General features: G+C 60.2%; 18 protein-coding genes and 4 tRNA genes. 17 read left to right on the top strand and 5 right to left on the bottom strand.

The window, feature by feature from the left end; translation table 11 throughout:
- Positions 1-18 precede the first annotated feature (18 nt).
- Positions 19-1,569, bottom strand: a complete 1,551-nt coding sequence (locus tag BVK86_RS08030) for an MDR family MFS transporter (protein WP_075945909.1) — start codon at positions 1,567-1,569, stop codon at positions 19-21.
- Positions 1,559-2,608, bottom strand: coding sequence for an HlyD family secretion protein (locus BVK86_RS08025; RefSeq protein WP_075945908.1), 1,050 nt, complete (start codon positions 2,606-2,608; stop codon positions 1,559-1,561). The genes BVK86_RS08030 and BVK86_RS08025 overlap by 11 nt, the downstream gene beginning before the upstream one ends.
- A gap of 241 nt (positions 2,609-2,849) precedes the next feature.
- Between BVK86_RS08025 and gltX the strand changes: the two genes are divergently transcribed.
- The 10 genes from gltX (at position 2,850) to BVK86_RS07975 (ending at position 8,724) form a co-directional block, all read left to right on the top strand.
- Positions 2,850-4,331 (top strand): glutamate--tRNA ligase, encoded by a 1,482-nt coding sequence (gene gltX, locus BVK86_RS08020; protein ID WP_075945907.1) that lies wholly within the window; start codon positions 2,850-2,852, stop codon positions 4,329-4,331.
- A gap of 201 nt (positions 4,332-4,532) precedes the next feature.
- Positions 4,533-4,608, top strand: a tRNA-Ala gene (locus BVK86_RS08015).
- Positions 4,609-4,687: 79 nt separating this feature from the next.
- Positions 4,688-4,763: transfer RNA gene (locus tag BVK86_RS08010), tRNA-Glu, on the top strand.
- Positions 4,764-4,816: 53 nt separating this feature from the next.
- A tRNA-Ala gene (locus BVK86_RS08005) sits at positions 4,817-4,892 on the top strand.
- Between the two features lie 78 nt (positions 4,893-4,970).
- Positions 4,971-5,046: transfer RNA gene (locus tag BVK86_RS08000), tRNA-Glu, on the top strand.
- A gap of 184 nt (positions 5,047-5,230) precedes the next feature.
- Positions 5,231-5,770: a TetR/AcrR family transcriptional regulator gene (locus BVK86_RS07995; RefSeq protein ID WP_056853720.1), complete on the top strand. Its 540-nt coding sequence runs from the start codon at positions 5,231-5,233 to the stop codon at positions 5,768-5,770.
- Between the two features lie 29 nt (positions 5,771-5,799).
- Positions 5,800-6,633, top strand: coding sequence for an alpha/beta fold hydrolase (locus BVK86_RS07990; protein ID WP_075945906.1), 834 nt, complete (start codon positions 5,800-5,802; stop codon positions 6,631-6,633).
- Positions 6,634-6,681: 48 nt separating this feature from the next.
- Positions 6,682-7,119: an acyl-CoA thioesterase gene (locus BVK86_RS07985; RefSeq protein ID WP_075945905.1), complete on the top strand. Its 438-nt coding sequence runs from the start codon at positions 6,682-6,684 to the stop codon at positions 7,117-7,119.
- Positions 7,120-7,196: 77 nt separating this feature from the next.
- On the top strand, positions 7,197-8,156 hold the full coding sequence (locus BVK86_RS07980) for a tRNA dihydrouridine synthase (protein ID WP_075945904.1): 960 nt from the start codon (positions 7,197-7,199) through the stop codon (positions 8,154-8,156).
- A gap of 121 nt (positions 8,157-8,277) precedes the next feature.
- Positions 8,278-8,724 carry an Hsp20 family protein gene (locus tag BVK86_RS07975; RefSeq protein WP_075945903.1) on the top strand — a complete coding sequence of 149 codons (447 nt, stop codon included), beginning with the start codon at positions 8,278-8,280 and terminating at the stop codon, positions 8,722-8,724.
- Between the two features lie 52 nt (positions 8,725-8,776).
- Here the strand turns inward: BVK86_RS07975 and BVK86_RS07970 are convergent, their stop codons facing one another.
- From BVK86_RS07970 to BVK86_RS07960, 3 genes are all read right to left on the bottom strand, one after another.
- Positions 8,777-11,053, bottom strand: coding sequence for a nitric-oxide reductase large subunit (locus tag BVK86_RS07970; protein ID WP_075945902.1), 2,277 nt, complete (start codon positions 11,051-11,053; stop codon positions 8,777-8,779).
- A gap of 350 nt (positions 11,054-11,403) precedes the next feature.
- Positions 11,404-14,682 (bottom strand): PAS domain S-box protein, encoded by a 3,279-nt coding sequence (locus tag BVK86_RS07965; RefSeq protein ID WP_075946111.1) that lies wholly within the window; start codon positions 14,680-14,682, stop codon positions 11,404-11,406.
- Positions 14,683-14,748: 66 nt separating this feature from the next.
- Positions 14,749-15,639, bottom strand: coding sequence for a LysR family transcriptional regulator (locus BVK86_RS07960; RefSeq protein ID WP_075945901.1), 891 nt, complete (start codon positions 15,637-15,639; stop codon positions 14,749-14,751).
- Between the two features lie 147 nt (positions 15,640-15,786).
- Between BVK86_RS07960 and leuC the strand changes: the two genes are divergently transcribed.
- From leuC to BVK86_RS07925, 7 genes are all read left to right on the top strand, one after another.
- Positions 15,787-17,205, top strand: coding sequence for a 3-isopropylmalate dehydratase large subunit (gene leuC, locus BVK86_RS07955; RefSeq protein WP_075945900.1), 1,419 nt, complete (start codon positions 15,787-15,789; stop codon positions 17,203-17,205).
- A gap of 10 nt (positions 17,206-17,215) precedes the next feature.
- A complete protein-coding gene (leuD, locus tag BVK86_RS07950) occupies positions 17,216-17,860 on the top strand; it encodes a 3-isopropylmalate dehydratase small subunit (RefSeq protein WP_075945899.1) in 645 nt (214 codons plus the stop codon).
- Positions 17,861-18,015: 155 nt separating this feature from the next.
- The gene (locus BVK86_RS07945; protein WP_075945898.1) at positions 18,016-18,783 is read left to right on the top strand and encodes a class I SAM-dependent methyltransferase; all 768 of its coding nucleotides are present in this window, start codon (positions 18,016-18,018) and stop codon (positions 18,781-18,783) included.
- Between the two features lie 66 nt (positions 18,784-18,849).
- Positions 18,850-19,932 carry a 3-isopropylmalate dehydrogenase gene (gene leuB, locus BVK86_RS07940; RefSeq protein ID WP_075945897.1) on the top strand — a complete coding sequence of 361 codons (1,083 nt, stop codon included), beginning with the start codon at positions 18,850-18,852 and terminating at the stop codon, positions 19,930-19,932.
- A gap of 68 nt (positions 19,933-20,000) precedes the next feature.
- Complete coding sequence (gene asd / locus BVK86_RS07935) at positions 20,001-21,113, top strand: aspartate-semialdehyde dehydrogenase (RefSeq protein ID WP_057715575.1); 1,113 nt, start codon at positions 20,001-20,003, stop codon at positions 21,111-21,113.
- 245 nt (positions 21,114-21,358) lie between these two features.
- On the top strand, positions 21,359-22,369 hold the full coding sequence (locus tag BVK86_RS07930) for an aspartate-semialdehyde dehydrogenase (RefSeq protein WP_075945896.1): 1,011 nt from the start codon (positions 21,359-21,361) through the stop codon (positions 22,367-22,369).
- A gap of 205 nt (positions 22,370-22,574) precedes the next feature.
- Positions 22,575-25,295, top strand: coding sequence for a motility hub landmark protein FimV (locus BVK86_RS07925; RefSeq protein ID WP_075945895.1), 2,721 nt, complete (start codon positions 22,575-22,577; stop codon positions 25,293-25,295).
- Positions 25,296-25,429: the final 134 nt, after the last annotated feature.

Raw genomic sequence — 25,429 nt, 5'->3', positions numbered from 1 at the left:
CGATGGGGCGCCACGGTCTCAGTGCGCCTCGCCAGCCTTCAATCCTTCCGGCAGCTTCTTGGTCAACAACACTGCCAACATGCTGATCCCCAGCGCAATCCCGACAAAGTGAAACGCATCGTTATAAGCCATGATCGACGCCTGCTGATGGGCAATCTCGCTGAGCTTGCCCAGCGCCGCCGTCTCATTGCCCAAGCGGTCGGTGAGTGACGCAATACGTTCGGCAACCTGCGGGTTGCTCGGCACGATGGATTCGCGCAAGTAGTCAAAATAGGTCTTGGTGCGCGCATCCAGCAGCGTGGCGAGGAGGGCGATGCCAATGGCGCCGCCGAGGTTGCGCAGGATGTTGAACAGGCTGGAAGCGGACCCGGCGTCTTGCGGCAGGATGTAGGCGGTGGCGATCAACGAAATGGTGACCATGATCAGTGGCTGACCCAGGGCGCGGATGATCTGGATCTGATTGAACTGTGGTCCGGCAAAGTCCGGGTTCAGCACCCCGGACGAAAAACTCGCCAGGCCGAACAACCCGAAACCCAGCGTGCACAGCCATTTCGGCGAGATGTATTTCATCAGCTTGGGCACCAGCGGAATCAGAAACAGCTGCGGCACGCCCATCCACATGATCACTTCACCGATCTGCAGGGCGTTGTAATTCTGGATCTGCGCCAGGTACAGCGGCAGCAAATAGATCGAGCCATACAGCCCAACCCCCATCCCGATGCTGGAAATACTCGACAGGCCGAAATTGCGATTGCCGAGGATGCCCAGGTTGATCAACGGATTGGGTTTGGAAAACTGCACGATCACGAAGGTGATCAGACTGATCAGCGCGATGCTGCCCAGGCTCACGATCAGGCTCGATTCAAGCCAGTCCTTGCGATGGCCTTCCTCCAGAAACACCTGCAAACAGCCGAGACCGACGCCCAGGGTGACGATGCCGGCGTAGTCGGTGCTTTTGAGCAGTTCCCAGTGCGCTTCTTTCTTTTCCAGCCCGTACATCAGGCCGGCGATCATGATCAGCCCGGGTGGAATGTTGATGTAGAAGATGTATTCCCAACCCCAGTTCTCCGTCAGCCAGCCACCCAGTGTCGGGCCGATGGAGGGCGCGAAGGTGGCGGTCATGGCGAACATGGCCATGCCTTTGGCGCGGTGATGCTCCGGGAGTTTGATCAGCGTGAGGGTGAACGCCAGCGGAATCAGCGCGCCGCCGGTGAAGCCTTGAAGAGCGCGGAAGACGATCATGCTTTCCAGGCTCCAGGCCATGGAACACAGCAAGGAGGCGACCAGGAAACCGAGGGACACCCACACCGCCAGGCGCCGCGCCGACAAGAGCTGCACCAGCCAGGCGGTGAGCGGGATCATGATGATTTCCGCCACCAGGTACGAGGTGGAAATCCATGAGCCTTCTTCCAGGGTGGCCGACAGTGCGCCCTGAATGTCCTTGAGCGAGGAATTGGTGATCTGGATATCCAGCACCGCCATAAAGGCGCCGAGCATCACGCTCATCACCGCAATCCAGTCCCGCCGCGTCGGTTCCTCGACCGGGCGGATCAGTTGATCACCGGCCATCGACAGGGGAGTCTTTGATGTTCACTTTTGCGGTGACCGACATGCCCGGGCGGATTTTGCCATGCAGTGGATTATCAGCGGCGAAGGTCAGTTTGACTGGAATCCGTTGCACGACCTTGGTGAAGTTGCCGGTGGCATTGTCCGGTGGCAACAGGCTGAACTGCGCGCCCGAGGCAGCGAACAGGCTGTCGACCCGCGCTTCGATCGGCGTGTCGCCATACGCATCGAAGGTCAACTCGGCCTTCTGGCCGGGCTGCATGTGGCCGATCTGGGTTTCCTTGAAATTGGCCTGAATCCAGATGTCTTCATCCGGCACGATCGACAGCAGATAAGCGCCGGCCTGCACATATTGGCCATTGCGCGCGGCGCGCTGACCGATCAGGCCGCTGATCGGCGCGTGGATTTCACTGCGTGTCAGGTTCAGCTCGGCCTGGGCCAGGTCGGTCCTGGCGTTGACGATCTGGGCGTCGAGGCGCTTGATTTCGGCGTTCAGCGCATTGATCTGCTGGCGCTGGCCCTGGGCATCGGCCTGGGCCTTGGCCAATTGCGAGCGGGCAATGTGGTTATCGGCGGAGAGGGTGGTGACACGCTCCTCCGACACATAGCCGGGTTTACGCAAGGTTTCGGCGCGGGTCAGGTCGATTTGTGAACGACCAAGGCTGGCCTGGCTGGACGCGACTTGCGCATCGCTGGCGGCGATCAGGCTGCCTTGCTGGGTCAGCCTGCTCTGGGCTTGCAGGCGTTCGGCCTGGCGGGTGGCGAGGGTTGCATTGGCGCGGTCGACGGCGAGGCGGAAGTCATCGCCCTCAAGCTTGATCAGTAACTGGCCTTTCTCGACGTGCTGGTTGTCCTGCACCAGTACTTGATCGATGCGCGCGCCCAATTGGCTCGACACACGGGTGATCTCGCCCTGCACATAGGCGTTGTCAGTGCTTTCATAAAACCGTCCCTTGAAGAACCAATGGGCAAAGAACCCCCCGGCAATCAGCAGGACGATTAACAGGAATATGGACAGGCGACGCTTGAGTTGGGCAGGCATGGGGCAAACTGTAGTCGAGAATATGTAAGGAAAGTTATCAGCAGGTGAATCAGGCAGACAGCCGATAAACGGTAAATGGCATCGGCTGATATGCAGTCATTCACCGCGCCATACGGGGCTGTAGTCGCAACCTTGGCTTAAATGCCCTGTTCGCTGGAGCCGGGCGTACGTCGCCTGTTACCATTCGGCTCTTGTTTGAAGTTCGCTTTGATCTTCGCTTTTATTCTTTTCGAGACATGCCATGACCACCGTCCGCACTCGCATCGCGCCATCGCCTACCGGGGACCCCCACGTAGGTACCGCTTACATCGCATTGTTCAACTACTGCTTTGCCAAGCAGCATGGCGGTGAGTTCATCCTGCGGATCGAAGACACCGACCAATTGCGTTCGACCCGCGAGTCCGAACAGCAGATATTCGACGCCCTGCGCTGGTTGGGCATCGACTGGAGCGAAGGCCCGGACGTCGGCGGCCCGCACGGTCCGTACCGTCAAAGCGAGCGCGGCGACATTTACCAGAAGTATTGCCAGCAGCTGGTCGACATGGGCCACGCCTTCCCGTGCTTCTGCACCGCCGAAGAGCTGGATCAGATGCGCGCCGAGCAAATGGCTCGCGGCGAAACCCCGCGTTACGACGGCCGTGCGCTTTTATTGTCCAAGGAAGAGGTTGCTCGACGTCTCGCTGCCGGCGAGCCTCATGTGATCCGCATGAAAGTGCCGAGCGAAGGTGTCTGCGTGGTGCCGGACATGTTGCGTGGCGACGTGGAAATCCCGTGGGACCGCATGGACATGCAAGTCCTGATGAAAACCGACGGTTTGCCGACGTACTTCCTGGCCAACGTGGTCGACGACCACCTGATGGGCATCACTCACGTATTGCGCGGCGAAGAGTGGCTGCCATCGGCGCCGAAACTGATCCTGTTGTACGAGTACTTCGGCTGGGAACAACCCGAGTTGTGCTACATGCCGCTGCTGCGTAACCCGGACAAGAGCAAGCTGTCCAAGCGCAAGAACCCGACCTCGGTGACCTTCTACGAGCGCATGGGCTTCATGCCTGAGGCGATGCTCAACTACCTGGGGCGCATGGGTTGGTCGATGCCGGACGAGCGCGAGAAGTTCTCGCTGCAGGAAATGGTCGACAACTTCGATCTGAAGCGAGTTTCTCTGGGCGGGCCGATTTTCGACATTGAGAAACTGTCGTGGCTCAACGGCCAATGGCTGCGTGACCTGCCGGTGGAAGAGTTCGCCGCGCGCGTGCAGAAATGGGCATTCAACTCCGACTACATGATGAAGATCGCGCCGCACGTGCAGGGCCGGGTTGAAACCTTCAGCCAGGTTGCACCGCTGGCCGGGTTCTTCTTTGCCGGTGGCGTGAACCCGGATGCCAAGCTGTTCGAATCGAAGAAGCTTTCGGGTGATCAGGTTCGGCAGTTGATGCAATTGATCCTGTGGAAGCTCGAAAGCCTGCGTCAGTGGGAGAAAGACAACATCACCGCGACCATTCAGGCTGTGGTGGAGTCCCTGGAGCTGAAGCTGCGTGACGCCATGCCACTGATGTTCGCCGCGATTACCGGGCAAGCCAGTTCGGTATCGGTACTCGACGCCATGGAAATCCTCGGGCCGGATCTGACCCGTTTCCGTCTGCGCCAGGCCATCGACCTGTTGGGTGGCGTGTCGAAGAAAGAAAACAAAGAGTGGGAAAAGCTGCTGGGCGTTATCGCCTGAGCACGACTGACTCTGCAGTAGCCGCCGGAGGTCGGGATTTTTGCTCCTGTCCTTCGGCGTTTTCTCCTGAATTTACGGGGGAAGGGCGGTAAGTGGTTGTTATGCCGACAAAAAATTTTGAAATTTTTCAAAAATAAGTTTGACAGGCTTTCGATACGCCCTTAAGATTCGCCCCGTCCTCAGCGATGACATCAACGATGAGGGGCTATAGCTCAGCTGGGAGAGCGCTTGCATGGCATGCAAGAGGTCGACGGTTCGATCCCGTCTAGCTCCACCAATTTACACTTCAAGGTCTGGCCACACCGGCCTTGAAGCGATCAACACTCAGCGTTGATCAGTTGTATAGAAGGGTTTGTGTCCCCTTCGTCTAGTGGCCTAGGACACCGCCCTTTCACGGCGGTAACAGGGGTTCGAGTCCCCTAGGGGACGCCAGTTTTACAGAAGCGATGTTGCAAAATGTCGCTCCGCCGCGAGGCGAAAAATCCGGGGCTATAGCTCAGCTGGGAGAGCGCCTGCATGGCATGCAGGAGGTCAGCGGTTCGATCCCGCTTAGCTCCACCAATTTACAGTTCAAGGTCTGGCCACACCGGCCTTGAATCGATCAGCTCTCAGCACTGATCAGGTGTATAGAAGGTTTGTGTCCCCTTCGTCTAGTGGCCTAGGACACCGCCCTTTCACGGCGGTAACAGGGGTTCGAGTCCCCTAGGGGACGCCACGATTACCCGCTCTGCGGGATTTTATAAGGGTCATTCAATTATTGAATGGCCCTTTTGTTTGTCTGGCGTTTGGCCAAATCCCCCCAATTCTTTCAAACTGTTCTTCAGACCAGCGGTCACATCCACGACTTGCAGAAAATTATTATGAGAATAATATTCTAGTCGTAATATTCGGAGGCAACGATGAACGATAAAAAAGCTCAAACCCGCGAACGCATCCTCAAGGCCGCCAGCGCAGCGCTGATCCAGCGCGGCCCGGCGGAACCGAGCGTTGGCGAAGTGATGGGCGCAGCGGGCCTGACGGTCGGCGGCTTTTATGCGCACTTCGAAAGCAAGGACGCAATGATGCTGGAGGCGTTCAAGCAATTGCTCGGCCACCGTCGCGGCCTGATTGCCGATATGGATGCCGAGTTGACCGGCGAAGAGCGTCGCGCCTTGGTGGCGGCGTTTTATCTGTCGCGCAAACACCGCGACTCGTCCGAATCGGCATGCCCGATTCCAGCGTCGGTCGGTGAGCTTGGGCGCCTGCCGGAAGCGTTTCGTATCGCCCTGAATGAGCACGTGGAAATGATGGTCGCGCAACTGGCGGCCAGCCCGGAAGACACCGACAAGGCCCTGGCTGACATGGCGTTGATGGTGGGTGGTCTGGCTCTGGCGCGGGCGCTGGGGCCGGGAGAGTTGTCCGACCGTTTACTTCGCGCCGCTAAATCAGCGGTGCTGTGACCTGAAGGCTGCGGCCTGGGGAGAATGCGATGAGCACGTTGAAGTGGGTTCGTGGCGTGAATGGCACCTTGGGTTGGTTTGCACCGAAACTGGTGGCAAGCAAGATGCGACTGGCGTTCATGACGCCGAGGGATTTGCCGCCGCGTGACTGGGAGCTGCCACTCCTGGCGAAGTCCGAACGGATCACCCTGCGGTTCGGCCTCTCGGCGCTGCGTTGGGGGCAAGGCCCTGCGGTATTGCTGATGCACGGCTGGGAAGGTCGGCCGACGCAGTTTGCCAGCCTCATTACTGCGCTGGTCGATGCCGGTTATTCAGTGGTTGCCCTTGATGGCCCGGCGCACGGTCGCTCACCCGGCAGTGAAGCGAATGTGGTGTTGTTCGCTCGCGCCATGCTTGAAGCCGCCGCCGAATTACCACCGTTGCAAGCCGTCATTGGTCATTCAATGGGAGGCGCCAGTGCCATGCTTGCCGTGCAACTGGGCCTGCGCACCGAAACCCTGGTCACCATTGGCGCGCCAGCGCGGATCCTTGGCGTGTTGCGCGGGTTTGCCCGCTATGTGGGGCTGCCACCCAAAGCCCGTTCGGCGTTCATTCGCCAGGTCGAGAAAGATGTCGGAATGCGCGCCGCCATGCTCGACGTCGCCCACTATCAACTCGACATGCCCGGCCTGATCGTCCACGCCGAAGATGACAACTTTGTCTCGGTCAAGGAATCGCAACTGATCCACGAAGCCTGGTTCGACAGCCGCCTGCTGCGCCTGTCAGAGGGCGGTCACCAGCGGGTGATGGCTGACCCTCGGGTGATTGATGGCGTGTTATCACTGCTGGCGGGACGCAGCCTGCAATCGCGCCAATTGGCCTGAGCTTCCGTTACACTGCCCCGGTCGAAATAATCTGACCGGGAGTGGGGCATGGGCTGGGATCGGGCAACGCCATTTATCATTGATCTTCAAGTGGGTGCCGAAGACATCGACGGGCTGGGCCACGCCAATAATGCGGTGTACGTGACCTGGCTCGAACGCTGTGCCTGGCGCCATTCCCAGCGCCTGGGCCTGGATCTGGTCGAATACCGTCGCCTGGACCGGGCCATGGCCGTGGTGCGGCATGAGATCGATTATCTGACCGCTGCCTACGAGGGTGATGAGCTGCAATTGGCGACCTGGATCGTCGATTGGGATCAGCGCCTGAAAATGACCCGTCACTTTCAGTTAAAGCGCCCCAGCGACAACGCCACATTGCTGCGTGCGCAGACCACGTTTGTCTGCATCGAGCTGTCCACGGGCAAGCCCAAGCGCATGCCGGCCGAGTTCATCGAAGGCTATGGCCCGGCCTTACAGATCCTGATGTGAAAAGACCGTGTGGCAAGTCATTCGCTCGATAATCCAGTAAACTGCCGCACGTTTTTTCCTTGAGTAGTGTTTTCCCCATGCAAATTGCCTTGGCGCCCATGGAGGGGTTGGTCGACGACATCCTGCGCGACGTGCTGACCCGAGTGGGCGGCATCGATTGGTGCGTGACCGAATTCATTCGGGTCAACGACCAATTGCTCACGCCGGCCTATTTCCACAAATTCGGCCCAGAGCTGCTCAACGGCGCTCGTACGGCCTGCGGTGTGCCACTGCGCGTGCAATTGCTGGGTTCCGACCCGGTGTGCCTGGCGGAAAACGCCGCGCTGGCCTGCGAGCTCGGCTCCGAAGTGATTGACCTCAACTTCGGCTGCCCGGCCAAGACCGTGAACAAATCCCGGGGCGGTGCGGTGTTGCTCAAGGAGCCCGAATTGTTGAACCGGATCGTCGAGCACGTCCGTCGTGCCGTTCCGGCGCACATTCCTGTTACCGCCAAGATGCGCCTGGGCTTCGACAGCCCGGATGGTTCGCTGGTGTGCGCCACGGCGCTGGCCGAAGGCGGGGCGCAACACATCGTGGTGCATGCGCGGACCAAAGTGGACGGCTACAAGCCACCGGCGCACTGGGAGTGGATCCCGCGGGTGCAGGACGTGGTCAAGGTGCCGGTGTTCGCCAATGGCGATATCTGGAGTGTCGAAGACTGGCACCGTTGTCGCGAGATCAGCGGCGTGGAAGACATCATGCTCGGCCGTGGCCTGGTTTCGCGCCCCGATCTGGCGAAGCAAATCGCCGCCGCGCGGGCCGGTGAAGAGGTCGTGGAAATGACCTGGGCCGAACTGCTGCCGCTGATCCAGGACTTCTGGCTGCAAGCCAAGGCGCAGATGACTGCGCGACAATCGCCGGGCCGCTTGAAACAATGGCTGGCGATGTTGACCCGCAATTATCCCGAAGCTGTCGAGCTGTTCACCGTCCTGCGTCGCGAGACCGAACTGGATAACGTCTCGCGTTTGCTGGGCCTGCCGGTGGCTGAAGCTGCCTGAAAAAAATCTGAAAATAATCTCTTGAAATGCAATCAGCGGTCCCAATCTAAGGGTTACGCGATGCCGAATTCGGGTCGCGGAGACAAAAGACCTTGCTGATTGTTTTCAGGAGATTTGAACCATGACTACTGCATTTTCCCTGGCTCCACTGTTCCGTTCCTCGGTAGGTTTCGACCGTTTCAACGACCTGTTCGAAACCGCCCTGCGCAACGAGCCAGGCAGCACCTATCCACCCTATAACGTGGAAAAACACGGCGACGACCAATACCGCATCGTCGTAGCGGCGGCCGGTTTTCAGGAAGAAGACCTGGAACTGCAAGTCGAGAAGGGCGTGCTGACCATCAGTGGCGGCAAACGCGATGCCAATGAAGGCGTGACTTTCCTGCACCAAGGCATTGCCCAGCGCGCGTTCAAGCTGTCGTTCCGTCTGGCGGACCACATCGAAATCAAGGCCGCCGGCCTGAGCAACGGTCTGTTGAGCATCGACCTGTTGCGGGTGGTTCCGGAAGAGGCGAAAGCCAAGCGCATCCCTATCAACGGGGCGCAAAAACCAGCTCTGCAACACTAAGCCGAGCAAAACAAGAAGGGCGCCAATTGGCGCCCTTCTTTGTGTCTGCGGTTTAACGTTGTCCGGTCACGGTTGCGGATTCCACCGCTCGCGGGTGGCGGGACGAAAACAGCAAGCCGCCAGCGATTTGCCAGATCACCGCAAACGCGCCGACCAGGAACACGATGTCACCGAACGTGCGCACCCAGCGCAGGGTTTGCAGCAAATCCTGCTGCATGAAGGCTTCGCTGCGGGCGTACCACAACCCCTGGCTGGCGCTGGCGTAAAACTGCAGGATGCCAATTGGCAGCAGGCTGGTAACGATCATCAGCATCAGGCCGCCGTTGAGCCACCAGAACCCGGTGTTCATCAGTCGGTCGTTGAACTGCAAGTTGGGTCGCAGATAACGCAGGATTAGCAGGCTGAAACCCAGCGCCAGGGAGCCATACACCCCGAACAGTGCCGCGTGAGCGTGCAAGGGCGTGGTGTTCAGGCCCTGGATGTAATACAGCGCGATCGGTGGGTTGATCAGGAAACCGAACACCCCGGCACCGAGCATGTTCCAGAACGCGGTAGCGATGAAGAACTGCAGCGGCCAGCGCAGCCGAGCCATCCACGGCGCGCGCTCTTTCAGGCGCCAGTTCTCCCAGGCTTCATGCCCGAGCAAGATCAACGGTACCACTTCCAGTGCGCTGAAGGTTGCGCCGACAGCCATCACCGGGGTGGTGGTCCCGGAGAAGTAGATGTGATGGAACGTACCGGGCACGCCGCCGAGCATGAACAGCGAAGCCGAGCCGAGGGTGGCGGTGGTGGCCAGGCGCTTGGAGACCAACCCCATGCTGGTGAAAATGAAGGCCAGGGCGGTGGTGGCGAACACTTCGAAAAAGCCTTCGACCCACAGGTGCACGACCCACCAGCGCCAGTACTCCATGACCGACAGATTGGTGCGCTCGCCATAGAACAGGCCAGCGCCGTAGAACAGGCCGATGGCGATTACAGACGCGGCCAACAACGCCAGCAGGTTCTTGTCGCCGGGCTGACGCAGGGCAGGGACCATGGCGCGCAACATCAGTACCAGCCAGAACACGATTCCGGCGAACTTGGCGATCTGCCACAGACGACCCAGATCAACGTATTCGTAGCCCTGATGCCCGAGCCAGAAGCTCCATTGGGCCGGCATCAACTGGGCGATGGCGAGGAAGTTGCCGGCATAAGAACCGACGACCACCAGCACCAGCGCCCAGAACAGTACATCCACGCCGAGCTTTTGCCATTTCGGATCTTTGCCGCCATTGATGAACGGCGCCAAAAACAGCCCTGCCGCGAGGAAGCCAGTGGCGATCCAGAACATCGCACTCTGCAAATGCCACGTTCGGGTCAGCGAGTACGGGAACCACTTCGACAGCGGCAACCCATAGAAATCCTGGCCCTCGACCGTGTAGTGCGCGGTCAGGCCCCCCATCAGGACCTGGAAGCCAAACAGCGCACCGACCAGCAACAGGTATTTGCCCAGGGCTTTTTGCGAAGGCGTGAGTCTGATCAGGCTCAGCGGATCCTGGGCCGGGACTTTGGGTTGGCCTTCGTCGTGATTGCGCAGGAACGCCCAGCCCCAGACCAGGAAGCCAATACCTGCCAGTAGTACGACGATGCTGACAATCGACCAGACCATGTTTTCGGCAGTCGGCTGGTTGTCGATCAACGGCTCGTGGGGCCAGTTGTTGGTGAAAGTCGCGCTCTGGCCATCGCGCTCGGTGGCGGCAGCCCAGGCTGTCCAGAAGAAAAAGTGCGTCAGTTGCTGGCGCCGAGCGGCATCGGGCAGGGTGTTTTCTTTCATGGCAAAGCTTTCGCGGCTGTGGTGCAGCGCGGGGTCATTGCCGAACAGGGCGTGGTAATACGCGGCGGTTTGCGCGATAGCCTGGATGCGGCGGTCGCTGAGCACCAGTGTGCCGTCGACCAGACGGTTGGCACGGTACTCGCGTTTGAGTTGATGGCGCAGCAGGGCCTGCTGATCGTCATCGATATCCTGATAAGGCTTGCCATAAGTCTGCTGCGCCGCCAGATCGAGCCAGGCGAGTAGCTCGCGGTGCAGCCAGTCGGCGGTCCAGTCCGGCGCCTGATAGGCACCATGACCCCAAATCGAGCCTAGCTGCATGCCGCCAATGCCCTGCCAGGCCGTCTGGCCGTCGAGGATGTCGTCGGCACGAAACAGGATCTTGCCCTCGACGCTTTGCACCTGTTCCGGGATCGGTGGCGCCTGTCGGTAAATCTCGTGGCCGAACCAGCCGAGCAGGCAGAAGGTCACGCCGAGGACGCCAATCAGCGACCACCATAACTTGCGGTATTCACCCATGGATCACCTTAATGTCAAAAAAAAGCGCCCGCATAACGAGTATGCGGGCGCAGAAAACCCGGCCGTGTGATCGGGAAGAGACGCCGGGGTGTTGCTCAGGGAAATGATCGGTTGCCGCGATCATCCATCAGCGGTGCGGGACGTTTGTCCGCAGACCGAATGCGTGGCTTCAATGTAAGGCGCACCCGCAACCGCGTCACTCCTACACAGGGTCAGTGGCGTCACGTCTGGGTTTTAATGATTCATACGAAGGTATTAAAAATTGCAGGAGCTGGCTTGCCAGCGATGGCGTTGGGTCTGCAACCATCAATGTGGACTGTGTCGGCCTCTTCGCTGGCAAGTGGTTGATGTCACCGGAGCAGTTTCTGAAACTCCTCCACCGGCAATGGCTGGCTATGCAAATACCCCTGATAGAAATGGCAGCCCAGCCCCTGCAGGAACGCCAGTTGCTCCGCGGTCTCCACGCCCTCGGCAATCACTTTCAACTCCAGGCTGCGGGCCATGGCAACGATGGCGCGGATGATTTCGGCATCGTTGGGGTCGGTGGTGGCGTCGCGGATGAACGACTGGTCGATTTTTAAAGTGTCGACCGGCAGACGCTTGAGGTAGGTCAGCGATGAATAGCCGGTGCCGAAGTCGTCCATGGCGAAACTGACGCCGAGTTTTTTCAGGCGACGCATTTTGCCGATGGTGTCTTCCAGGTTCTGGATGACGATGCCTTCGGTGATTTCCAGCTTGAGCAGCGAGCAGGGCAGGCCGTAGCGCGCAAGGCTTTCTTCGATGCGATCGACGAAGTCGGTCTGGCGAAACTGCCTTGGGCTGATATTCACGCACAGACTGAAATCGAGCGGGTTCACCAGGCCGTCGGAAATCATTTGCCGGCAGGCCTTGCAGGCTTCGTCAAGAATCCAGCTGCCGACCTCCAGGATCAAGCCGCTGTCTTCCAGTACCTTGATGAATTCGGTGGGGGATTGCGCGCCGAGTTCCGGATGGTTCCAGCGCACCAGGGCTTCGGCGCCGACGATGCGGTTGTCGCGAGCATCGAGCTGCGGTTGGTAATGCACACGAAACTCGCCACGGGACAGCGCCAGGCGCAGGTCGGTTTCCATGCGCAGGCGTTCACTCGCGGCCTTCTGCATGGTGTTGTGGTACATCTGCGCGGTGTTGCGCCCCGAATCCTTGGCGCGATAGAGGGCAATGTCGGCACGTTTGAGCAGGTCGGTAGGCGTTGAGCCGTGATCGGGAATGAGTGCGATGCCGATGCTCGGCGTCACTTGCAGGCGCTGGCCGTCGAGGAACATCGGCTCCGACAACAATTCACGCAAGGTGTCGGCCAACTGCCGGACCTGGGCGCTGACGTCATTGCGCGAGCCTTCAAGCCCGCTGAGCAGCACCACGAATTCATCGCCGCCCAGGCGCGCAACGGTGTCTTCCATGCGCACGCTGGCTTCCAGGCGAGCGGTGATGATCTTCAGTACCGTATCGCCCACCGGATGGCCGAGGGAGTCGTTGATGTGCTTGAAGTGGTCGAGGTCGAGGAACATCAGGGCGCCACGTAAATTGTGGCGCTTGAGCAGGGCAATCTGCTGGCTGAGCCGATCCATCAAGAGAGCGCGGTTGGGCAGGTTGGTCAGCGGATCGTGGTAAGCCAGGTGGCGAATCTGCGCCTCGGCGTTTTTCAGCAGGCTGACGTCCCGCGCGGTTAACAGCAGGCACGCGGTTTCGTTAAGGTTGATCGGTTCAACCGAGACCTCGACGGTGAGCAGCTCACCGCGCTTGTTGCGCCCGAGCATTTCCTGATGATGAACCCGACCCTTGATCCGCAATTCGGCCAGCAACGCCGAGCGTTGTTTTTCTTCGGCCCAGATCCCCACCTGATACACCGTGCGGCCAATCACTTCGTCGGCGCGGTAACCGGTCAAGCGGCAGAAACCGTCGTTGACCTCCAGATAGCGCCCGGTGTCGCGTTCGGTGATGGTGATGGCGTCGGGGCTGGAGTGAAACGCCTTGGCGAATTTCTCTTCGCTGGCCTTGAGCGCCGCTTCAGAGCGCTGTTGCTGGGTGATGTCGCGCAGCGTGGTGACGATGCACGGCTGGTCGCCGACGCTGATCTGCCGGCTGGAAATCACGCAGGTCAGGGATTGGCCGCTTTTGTGCTGGACGACAATCGCCACGTTATTCAGGCCTTGTTCGCGAATCACCTGTTCGATCCGCTGCAAACTTTTTGCCGAGGCGTCCCACAGGCCGATTTCATCGGCGCTGCGACCGATCACATCGGCAGTGGTCCAGCCGAAAGTCTGGGTGAAGCTGGAATTGATCTCGATGAACTGGCCGGTGTCCTGGCGGGTCACGCAGATCGGGTCCGGACTGACCTGGAACAGCGTGGCGAATTTCTCTTCCGAGGCCACCAGTCGTTGCTCGCGTTCGACCTGATCGGTGATGTCGAGCAAGGTGCCGGCCATGCGTAGCGGCAGGCCGTTTTCATCGCGGTAGAGGCGGGCGCGGCTTTCCAGGTAGCGCGAGCTGCCATCGGGCAGCTGCACGCGGTAGGTCAGCTGATAATTGCCGGCCGGGCCTTCGCGCAGGCTGCGATAGGCGTCGCGCATGGTGTCGCGTTCTTCGCCGGGCACGCCTTCGAAAAACTCTTCGAAGGACTCATGGAAAGGCTTGGCCTCCAGGCCGTGCAACTGCGCGGCGCGGGCCGAGCCATAGAGCATGCCGCTGGGAATGTGCCAGTCCCAGGTGCCCAGTTGCGCAGAGTCCAGCGCCAGGTCGAGGCGTTCCTGGCTGTCCTTCAGGGCATGCTCGGCGACTTTGCGGTCGGTGGTGTCGAGGAACGTGCTCAGCAGGTAGGGCTGGCCCTCGAGCTCGACCTTTTGCGCGCTGAGGATGCCATCGTGGATCTGCCCATTGCTGGCACGAAATTGCACCTCCATGCTGGTCAACTCGCCTTTGGCTTTGGTGGCCTTGACCAATTCCGCCCGTTGCTCCGGGTGCACCCACAGGCCCAGTTCCAGGGTGGTGCGGCCGATGGCATCTTGCACCGGCCAGCCGAACAGGCTTTCAAAATACTGGTTGGCCTCGGTGATCAGGCCGTCTTCCTGACGGGTCAGCAGGACCATGTTCGGGCAAAGGTGAAACAGCGTGGCAAAACGCTTTTCCGAGCTGCTCAGCGCCTGCTCGCGCTGGCGCTGGTGGGTGATCTCGCGGATCACGCCGATCATCCGCGGCCGGCCGTGTTTGTCCGGTAGCAGGCTGCCGTTGATCTCCAGCCAGTGCAGGCTGCCGTCGGGCCAGCGGATGCGGTGGTGCATCGCATGCTCCAGCGGTGCGCCGGCGATCACCGCGTGGAAGGCGCGGACGGTTTTCGCGCGGTCTTCGGGGGGCAGCAAATCGAGGTATTCCAGATCCGCCGGCAGCGGTTGCCGGGGATCGAAGCCGAACAGCGCCTGCGTACCCCGCGACCAACTGATCTGTCCCCGTTCGATATCCCAATACCACGCACCCAAACGCGCGCCGTTCAGGGCTGCCAGCAATTGCGGAGCACTTTCCCAGCTCTGCTCGGAGCTTTTGGGGTCAATTGCCTGGATACGCGGCATCGGCGGAACACGGTCAACAGATTTCGGCATTGGCAGGCCTTGGGCTGAGTTGAGCATTGGGCACAGGAATTCGCGGTTCTATAGGAGTAGCACAAGTTAGCCTTGAGTCCCTGGCAGATCGATTTGCGCATCCAGCAGGGCCATGAAGGCCCGTGCCGCGTTCGACAAGGTCCGTTCTGTGTGCAGGATATAGCCTAGCTGGCGAGAGAGCTGTATGCCCGGCAAAGGTATCCGTGCAACTTGATTGTCGAGCATGGTCCGTGGCAACACGCTCCAGGCCAGGCCGATCGAGACCATCATCTTGATGGTTTCCAGGTAATTGGTGCTCATGGCGATGTTCGGCGTCAGGCCCTGGGCTTCGAACAAGCGCTGGACGATATGGTGGGTGAAAGTGTTCCCGCCGGGGAAAACCGCCGGGTGCCGGGCGATATCGGACAGATTGACCGCGCCGTTGTTGAGCAGCGAATGCTCCGGGGCCACCACGAAGTCCAGCGGATCGTCCCAGACCGGCATGGCCTTGACCAGGCCATGGGGCTCCGGCGCCAGGGTAATGACCGCCAATTCCGCTCGGCCATGGAGGATTTCTTCGTAGGCTACTTCCGAATCGAGAAACTGAATGTCCAGCGCCACTTCGGGATAACGCCGGGTGAACTCCCTTAATAAGGGCGGCAAACGGTGCAGACCGATGTGGTGACTGGTGGCCAGGGTCAGACGACCGGTCACCTCGCCCGTAAGGTTGGTCAGCGCACGGCGCGTATCATCGAGGACGTTCAGAATCTGGTAGGCCCGCGGCAGCAGGGCGCGACCGGCCTCGGTCAACCCGACCTCGCGGCCCAGTCGATCGAACAGTCGCACCTTCAATTGCTGCTCCAGCCCGGCAATGCGTTTGCTGATGGCCGGTTGTGTCAGGTGCAACCGTTCGCCCGCGCCGGAGAAGCTTCCGGTCTCCGCGATGGCAATAAAAGCGTTCAGGTTGGCCAGGTCCATGGTTGCATTCCAGTTGGTTATCCAAAGCATAAAAAATATGAATTTGAGTTATTTAATGTAACCCCATAGGATCAGCCTCACAAGCCAAAGGGTTATTGAAAACTTCAAAGCCCGGGGCATAGAAACAAGCTGATGAGGAACCGTCTGATGGCCGGCAAAACGCTCTACGACAAGCTCTGGGATTCGCATTTGGTCAAGCAGCGCGACGATGGCTCCGCGCTGATCTACATCGATCGTCACATCATCCACGAGGTGACCTCGCCGCAAGCCTTCGAAGGTCTGCGTCTGGCCGGGCGCAAGCCTTGGCGTATCGATGCCAACATCGCGACCCCGGACCACAACGTACCGACCACCCCGGAGCGCAAGGGCGGCATCGAAGCCATTGCCGACCAGGTCTCGCGTTTGCAGGTTCAGACTCTCGACGACAACTGCGATGAATACGGCATTGTCGAGTTCAAGATGAACGACGTCCGCCAAGGCATCGTCCACGTCATTGGTCCGGAGCAGGGCGCTACCTTGCCGGGCATGACCGTGGTTTGCGGCGACTCCCATACTTCGACCCATGGTGCATTCGGCGCTTTGGCTCACGGTATCGGCACCTCCGAGGTCGAGCACGTGCTCGCCACCCAGTGCCTGGTTGCCAAGAAAATGAAGAACATGCTGGTATTGGTCGAAGGCCAATTGCCATTCGGCGTGACCGCCAAGGACATCGTCCTCGCCGTCATCGGCAAGATCGGCACCGCTGGCGGTAACGGTCACGCCATCGAATTCGCTGGCAGCGCGATTCGCGACCTGTCCGTCGAAGGCCGCATGACCATCTGCAACATGTCCATCGAGGCCGGCGCCCGCGTTGGTCTGGTCGCGGCTGACGAAAAAACCGTGGCCTACGTGAAGGGCCGTCCATTCGCTCCGAAAGGCGCGGAGTGGGACTTGGCTGTCGAAGCGTGGAAAGACCTGGTGTCCGATGCCGATGCGGTATTCGACACCGTCGTCGAGCTCGACGCGACCCGGATCAAACCGCAAGTCAGCTGGGGCACGTCGCCTGAAATGGTGCTGGCCGTTGATCAAAACGTTCCGGACCCTGCGAAGGAAATGGACCTGGTCAAGCGCGGTTCCATCGAACGCGCGTTGAAGTACATGGGTTTGACCGCCAATCAGGCGATCACCGACATTCAACTGGACCGCGTATTCATTGGCTCCTGCACCAACTCGCGGATCGAAGATTTGCGCGCAGCAGCGGTGATCGCCAAGGGCCGCAAAGTGGCCTCGACCATCAAACAGGCGATTGTGGTGCCGGGCTCGGGTCTGGTGAAGGCTCAGGCTGAATCGGAAGGCCTGGACAAGATTTTCCTCGAAGCCGGTTTCGAATGGCGTGAGCCGGGTTGCTCGATGTGCCTGGCGATGAACCCGGACCGTTTGGAGTCCGGCGAGCATTGCGCCTCGACGTCCAACCGAAACTTCGAAGGCCGTCAGGGCGCGGGTGGTCGTACTCATCTCGTCAGCCCTGCCATGGCCGCCGCCGCCGCTGTGAACGGTCGTTTCGTCGACGTCCGTGAATTGATTTAAGGAGCACAGCATGAAAGCTTTTACCCAGCACACTGGACTTGTCGCGCCTTTGGATCGTGCCAACGTCGACACCGATCAGATCATTCCAAAGCAGTTCCTGAAGTCGATCAAACGCACCGGTTTCGGCCCGAACCTGTTCGACGAGTGGCGTTACCTGGATGTGGGTCAGCCGTACCAGGACAACTCCAAGCGTCCGCTGAACAAGGACTTCGTTCTCAATGCCGAGCGTTACCAAGGCGCCAGCGTGTTGCTGGCCCGCGAGAACTTCGGTTGCGGCTCCAGCCGTGAACATGCGCCGTGGGCGCTGGAAGAATACGGTTTCCGCAGCATCATCGCGCCGAGCTACGCCGACATCTTCTTCAACAACAGTTTCAAGAACGGCTTGCTGCCGATCATCTTGAGCGATGCCGAAGTCGATGAGCTGTTCAAACAGGTCGAAGCCGATCCGGGTTATCAGTTGCAGATCGATCTGCAAGCGCAGACCGTGACCCGTCCGGATGGCAAGGTGTTGAGCTTTGAAATCGACGCGTTCCGCAAACACTGCCTGCTCAATGGCCTGGACGACATCGGCCTGACCTTGCAGGACCATGAGGCGATTGCGACGTTTGAAGGCAAGCACCGTGCGAGCCAGCCCTGGCTGTTTCGTGACGCTTGATTGATCCGAGATTGACGTAGTCAGGGCCGGCCTCTTCGCGAGCAGGCTCGCTCCCACAGGGATTTTGTAAACACTGAAAATCCAATGTGGGAGCGAGCCTGCTCGCGAAAGCGTCAGCCCAAAAAAACCAAGACTCCCCCCAAAAGGAAGTGACCATGACCCGCACCGCCCAGCACAGCCAGGTAGTCCAGAAGCAATTCGGTGAGCAGGCTTCGGCCTACCTGAGCAGCGCCGTACACGCTCAAGGTGCTGAATTCGCGCTGCTACAGGCCGAACTGACGGGGCAGGGTGATGCCAGGGTTCTGGATTTGGGGTGTGGCGCCGGCCACGTGAGTTTTCACGTAGCCTCGCTGGTGAAGGAAGTGGTGGCTTATGACCTGTCGCAGCAAATGCTCGACGTGGTAACGGCCGCTGCTGCCGATCGTGGCTTGAGCAACGTGTCCACGGTCAACGGTGCCGCCGAACGCTTGCCGTTCGCCGATGGCGAGTTCGATTTCGTGTTCAGCCGTTATTCAGCGCATCACTGGAGCGATCTTGGCCTGGCCGTGCGGGAAGTGCGTCGGGTATTGAAACCGGGCGGTGTGGCGGCGTTCATCGACGTGTTGTCACCGGGTAGCCCGTTGTTCGACACTTACCTGCAAAGCGTCGAGGTACTGCGCGACACCAGCCATGTGCGCGATTATTCCGCCGGCGAGTGGTTGCGTCAGGTCAGCGAGGCGGGGTTGCATACCCGCAGCACCACGCGGCAGCGGTTGCGTCTGGAATACAACAGCTGGGTCGAGCGCATGCGCACACCTGCAGTGATGCGCGCCGCCATCCGTGAGTTGCAGCAGTCGATGGGCAACGAAGTGCGCGAATATTTTGAAATTGAGGTCGACGGTTCGTTCAGCACCGATGTGTTGGTACTGTTTGCAGAGCGATAGGTACAGATCGATAGAATTTTTCCGGGGGCGCCCCCAGGGCGCACCGACTGATGACATGAGGAAAGCATGAGCAAGCAGATTCTGATTCTCCCAGGTGACGGTATTGGCCCGGAAATCATGGCCGAAGCGGTCAAGGTGCTGGAATTGGCCAGCAACAAGTTCGACCTGGGCTTCGAGCTGAGCCACGACGTGATTGGTGGCGCGGCCATCGACAAGCACGGTGTGCCGCTGGCCGACGAAACCCTGGAGCGTGCCCGCGCAGCCGACGCGGTACTGCTGGGCGCCGTTGGCGGCCCGAAATGGGACACCATCGAGCGTGACATCCGTCCTGAACGCGGCCTGCTGAAAATCCGTGCGCAACTGGGCCTGTTCGGCAACCTGCGTCCGGCGATCCTGTACCCGCAACTGGCCGAAGCTTCGAGCCTGAAGCCGGAAATCGTCTCCGGTCTGGACATCCTGATCGTTCGCGAGTTGACCGGTGGTATCTATTTCGGCGCCCCGCGTGGCACCCGTACCCTGGAAAACGGCGAGCGTCAGTCCTACGACACCCTGCCGTACAGCGAAAGCGAAATCCGCCGCATTGCCCGTGTCGGTTTCGACATGGCGATGGTCCGCGGCAAGAAGCTTTGTTCCGTGGACAAGGCCAACGTATTGGCCTCCAGCCAACTGTGGCGTGAAATTGTCGAAGAAGTGGCCAAGGATTACCCTGAGGTCGAACTGAGCCACATGTACGTCGACAACGCCGCCATGCAACTGGTGCGCGCGCCGAAGCAGTTCGACGTGATCGTCACCGACAACATGTTCGGCGATATCCTGTCCGATCAGGCTTCGATGCTCACCGGTTCCATCGGCATGCTGCCCTCGGCGTCCCTGGACACCAACAACAAGGGCATGTACGAGCCGTGCCACGGTTCGGCGCCGGATATCGCAGGCAAAGGCATTGCCAACCCGTTGGCAACCATTTTGTCGGTGTCGATGATGCTGCGTTACAGCTTCAATCAGCAGGCCGCGGCCGATGCCATCGAGAAAGCCGTCAGTCTGGTGCTGGATCAGGGCTTGCGCACGGGCGACATCTGGTCGGCCGGTTGCACTAAAGTGGGTACGCAGGAAATGGGTGACGCAGTAGTCGCCGCGCTGCGGAATCTGTAATCTCTCGGGCCCGCTGCCCATTTCACCCCCGAAAGCAGCGGCCCACATTTCAAGAAGGTGTAGTTGCGATGAAACGTGTAGGTCTGATCGGTTGGCGCGGTATGGTCGGTTCCGTGCTCATGCAGCGGATGCTGGAAGAGCAGGATTTCGATCTTATCGAGCCGGTGTTTTTCACCACTTCCAATGTCGGTGGCCAAGGCCCGTCCGTGGGCAAGGACATTGCTCCGCTCAAGGACGCTTACAGCATTGAAGAGCTGAAAACCCTCGACGTGATTCTGACCTGCCAGGGTGGCGACTACACCAGCGAAGTCTTCCCGAAATTGCGCGAAGCCGGCTGGCAGGGTTACTGGATCGACGCCGCTTCCAGCCTGCGCATGCAGGATGACGCGGTCATCGTCCTGGATCCGGTCAACCGCAAGGTGATCGACCAGCAACTGGACGCGGGCACCAAGAACTACATCGGCGGCAACTGCACTGTCAGCCTGATGCTGATGGGCCTGGGCGGTCTGTTCGAAGCCGGTCTGGTGGAGTGGATGAGCGCCATGACGTATCAGGCGGCCTCCGGTGCCGGCGCGCAGAATATGCGTGAACTGATCAAGCAGATGGGCGCCACCCACGCCGCCGTCGCTGATCAACTGGCCGACCCGGCCAGCGCGATCCTCGACATCGACCGTCGTGTGGCCGAAGCCATGCGCAGCGACGCGTACCCGACCGAAAACTTCGGTGTACCGCTGGCCGGCAGCCTGATCCCGTGGATCGACAAGGAACTGCCAAACGGTCAGAGCCGCGAAGAGTGGAAGGCCCAGGCCGAGACCAACAAGATCCTCGGTCGCTTCAAGAGCCCGATCCCGGTCGATGGCATCTGCGTGCGCATCGGCGCCATGCGTTGCCACAGCCAGGCGCTGACCATCAAGCTGAACAAAGACGTGCCGATTGCCGATATCGAAGGGCTGATCAGTCAGCACAACCCTTGGGTCAAGCTGGTACCGAACAACCGCGAAACCAGCATTCAGGAGCTGAGCCCGAACAAGGTCACCGGCACCCTGAACATTCCGGTTGGCCGTTTGCGCAAGCTGAACATGGGCTCGCAGTTCGTCGGTGCTTTCACCGTCGGCGACCAACTGCTGTGGGGCGCGGCCGAACCGCTGCGTCGCATGCTGCGGATCCTGCTTGAGCGTTGATCGACTGACGCAATGAAACAACCCGCGCCTTGGAAGGGGTGCGGGTTTTTTTATCCTTGAGGTTTCTCGGCTATCGAGTCTGGCCTCATCGCTGACAAACCAGCTCCTACCATTCACGCGTACCCTGTGGAAGCTGGCTTGCCAGCGAAGAGGCCGGTGCAGTCGCTACATATCTCCCTGCCGAATTGCCTGCACCCCAACCACCCGGTAAAGTGCCGCTCCCCCGTTTCGCCAGAGGAAACCCCATGAGCCAGTCCATTGATATTGCCGTGATCGGCGCCACCGGTACTGTCGGCGAAACGCTGGTACAGATCCTTGAAGAACGTGACTTCCCGGTCGGCAATCTGCACCTGCTGGCCAGTAGCGAATCCGCCGGCAGTTCGGTGCCTTTTCGTGGAAAAAACGTGCGTGTGCGCGAAGTCGATGAGTTCGATTTCAGCAAAGCACAGCTGGTGTTCTTCGCCGCAGGCCCGGCAGCCACCTTGAGTTTCGCTTCCCGCGCCACGGCTGCCGGTTGCTCGATTGTGGACCTGTCCGGCGCCTTGCCGGCTGATCAGTCACCGCAAGTGGTGCCGGAAGCCAATGTCCACGTGCTGTCCGGTTTGAAAAAACCATTCCAGGTCAGCAGTCCGAGCCCGTCGGCCACCAGCTTGTCGGTGGTGCTTGCGCCGTTGCTGGGTTTGCTCGACTTGCAGCGCATCAACCTGACCGCCAGCCTCGCAGTGTCTGCCCAAGGCCGTGAAGCGGTGAGCGAGTTGGCGCGGCAGACCGCCGAACTGCTCAACGTGCGTCCGCTGGAACCAAAATTCTTTGATCGGCAGATGGCTTTCAACTTGCTGGCGCAGGTCGGCAAACCCGACGAACAGGGCCATACGCTGCTGGAAAAGCGCCTGGTCCGCGAACTGCGTCAGGTGGTGGCGCTGCCTTCGCTGAAAATATCTGTCACTTGCATTCAAGCCCCGGTGTTTTTTGGCGATAGCTTTAACGTAACCCTGCAGACCGCAGGCGACATCGACCTGGCGAAAGTCAATGCCGCGCTGGAAGACGCACCCGGCATCGAATTGGTCGAGGCGGGCGATTACCCGACACCGGTCGGTGACGCGGTAGGGCAGGATGTGGTCTACGTTGGTCGGGTTCGCCACGGTATTGACGACCTGTCGGAACTTAATTTGTGGCTGACGTCAGATAACGTACGCAAAGGGGCCGCGCTCAATGCTGTGCAGCTGGCCGAATTGTTGATAAAACACCTGCTGTAAAAGATACTTGGCAACAATTTTCGAATGATTCCGGGTGAGCGCTATGCTTGCCGGAATGCTGAAGGTCAGCCACCCTGCGGGGCTTTCCGGGGCATGCACGAAACAATCGCGCGCGACGACCCTTCGCCGCCGCGCGCAATGCCTTACGGCAGCGACTATCAACACCTTCTCGCTGGCCGAGGAATGTTCAAACTAAGGATGAGCTATGGTTCAAGTTCGCAAACTGGTGTTAGCAATAGCGGCCGCCTCGGCGCTGTCCTCCGGTATGGCGCATGCCCTCGGTCTCGGGGAGCTGACCCTGAAATCGACGCTGAACCAGCCGTTGGTGGCGGAAATCGAGTTGCTGGACGTCAAGGAGCTCACCGCTGCCGAAGTGGTGCCGAGCCTGGCTTCACCTGAAGATTTCGCCAAGGCCGGTGTCGACCGCCAGGCGTTCCTCAACGACCTGACGTTTACTCCGGTGCTGAACGCCAGCGGCAAAAGCATCCTGCGTGTGACTTCCAGCAAGCCACTCTCCGAACCGATGGTGAAATTCCTGGTTCAGGTCATGTGGCCCAACGGTCGCCTTCTACGTGATTACAGCGTGCTGCTCGATCCGTCCAAGTTCTCACCGCAAACCGCTGAAGCGGCTGCGCAACCGGCGCCGACGGGCACCACGCCGGTCACTGCGGCGACCAAACCGTCCCAATACACCACCACCTCGCGCGATACCCTGTGGGAAATCGCTGCGAAGGCGCGTAATGGCGGTTCGATTCAACAAACCATGCTGGCCATCCAGGCGTTGAACCCGGACGCCTTTATCGACGGCAACATCAACCGCCTCAAAACCGGCCAGGTGTTGCGTCTGCCGGATCAGGCGCAGAGCACCAGCGTGGCGCAACCCAAGGCCATTGCCGAAGTGGCTGCGCAGAACGCCGCCTGGCGCCAGGGTCGGCGCTATGTCGCGAAGCCGGCAACCGGGCAGCAGCAACTCGATGCCACCAATCGCGGTCGCGGTGACGCGCCTGCCACGCAAAGCGCTCAAGACAAGTTGAGCCTGGTTTCGGCGGAGTCCGGCAAAGCCGGTGGCAAAGGTCCGGCAGGTGATGCCAAGGCCTTGGGCAACAAATTGGCCGTTACCCAGGAAAGCCTCGACACGACCCGCCGTGACAACGCCGAACTGAAAAGCCGCGTGGCCGATCTGCAAAGCCAGATGGACAAGCTGCAACGTCTGATCGAATTGAAGAACAACCAACTGGCCAAGTTGCAAGCCGAGGGCGCCGCGGGTGCGCCGGCTGTAGCAGCGGCACCTGCCATTTCGGCTGAACTGGCGGCAGATCCGGCAGCCATGCCTGCCGAGACAGCTCCAGCACCAGCCCCTGCGGCGGCTGCCCCCGAGGTTGTACCGGCTCCGACCGAGCAACCGGTTGAGCCGGCACCTGTGGCGTCCGATGAGCAGAAATTCAACGAGTTGCTGACCAATCCATGGTTGCTGGGCCTGGCCGGCGGCGGGGCAGTGATTGTCTTGCTCCTGTTGCTGTTGCTGGCCCGTCGCCGCAAGGCTCAGCAGGAAGCCGAGAAGCATCTGCGCATGGCTCGCGCCTTGTCTGAGGAGCAGGAGTTCTCCGCTGATCTCGACCTGCCGGAAAGCAGCTTCGAAGGTCTGGAGGTTCCACCGCCAAGCGTGAAGCTGGCGAATGCCCCGGCACCCGCGCCAACCCCGGCTCCGGTTATTGCTCCAGTGGTGGTCACGCCGCCGATTGCTGCGCCTCTGGTCGCACCGGCCGCCGAGCGCTCCGATGATGTGTTGGGTCAGGCCCGGTCGCATATCGCTGCGGGTCGTCTCAATCAGGCTGCTGCGTTGCTCGAAGACGGCGTCAAGCAAGAGCCTCAGCGCAGTGATCTGCGCCTCAAACTGATGGAAGTCTACGGTCTGCAGGGCGATCGCGACGCGTTCGTGGTTCAGGAGCGTCAATTGGTGGCCAACGGGGACAACTTCGCCCAGGTCGAAAACCTGAAAAGCCGTTTCCCGGCCATGGCGCTGGTTGCCGCAGGCGGTATCGCCGCAGCCGCGGCCGCTGCCGAGCTGGACGCCCAGTACGTCAAGGACCTGCTGCTGGACGAGCCGCAAGCACCTGAACCAACGCCAGTTGACGACGACTTCGACAGCGCATTCGATCTCAGTCTCGACGATCTGGAAAACGTGACGCCGGTCGCCGAAGCACCTGCTCCAGCGCCGGTCGACGACAGTCTCGACAGTGCGTTCGACCTGAGTCTCGATGACTTCGATAACGTTACCCCGCCAGCCGCTGCTCCAACGCCTGTGGCAGAGCCGGAGCCGATCGCGACCCTGGACGAGCTGGAAGACTTCCCGCCGGACGAGGACTTGAGCTTCGAGTCGGTACTGCAGCAGCAGACGGCAATGAAAGAGAACCTTGATGACCTGTCGGATTTCGACCTGGACATGGATCTCGGAGGCGATCCGTCCCCGGCCCTTCTGGCGGAAGACGATTTCCTGCTGGATCTGGACGACGCCGTGAAGGACCTGCCGGCGACCGAAGCGCCGACAGTGGCCGAAGCGCCGCTGGACGACCTGGAGCTGCCGGCCGATTTCGACCTGTCGCTGGCCGATGAGATGGACGCTCCGACCGCTCCGGATGCATTCGCCGCCGAACTGGACGACGTCAACGCCGAACTGGATCGCCTGTCCCAGAGTATCAGCGAGCCGACGTTCACCGTGGACGATGCGCTGGCCACCGTGGATGACGAGCCGGACTTCGATTTCCTGTCCGGTACCGATGAAGTCGCGACCAAGCTCGACCTGGCCCAGGCCTACATCGACATGGGCGACAACGACGGCGCCCGGGACATCCTCAATGAGGTGGTGACCGAAGGTGATGACGGTCAGAAGAGCGAAGCCAAGGAGATGCTGTCGCGGCTGGCATGAATCAAGCGTTGTAAATGAAACGGCAGCCCGATGAGGCTGCCGTTTTTGTTTGTGGCTGCAGTCGAGGATGACTGAAGGGGTGGGACATTGCTGGCAGCCGGCTCTCATAATGATTTATGTCGCCAGGTGAGCCT

It is taken from the genome of Pseudomonas reinekei, assembly GCF_001945365.1.
Classification (GTDB): domain Bacteria; phylum Pseudomonadota; class Gammaproteobacteria; order Pseudomonadales; family Pseudomonadaceae; genus Aquipseudomonas; species Aquipseudomonas reinekei.
This window is presented reverse-complemented; position numbering and strand designations above follow the sequence as displayed.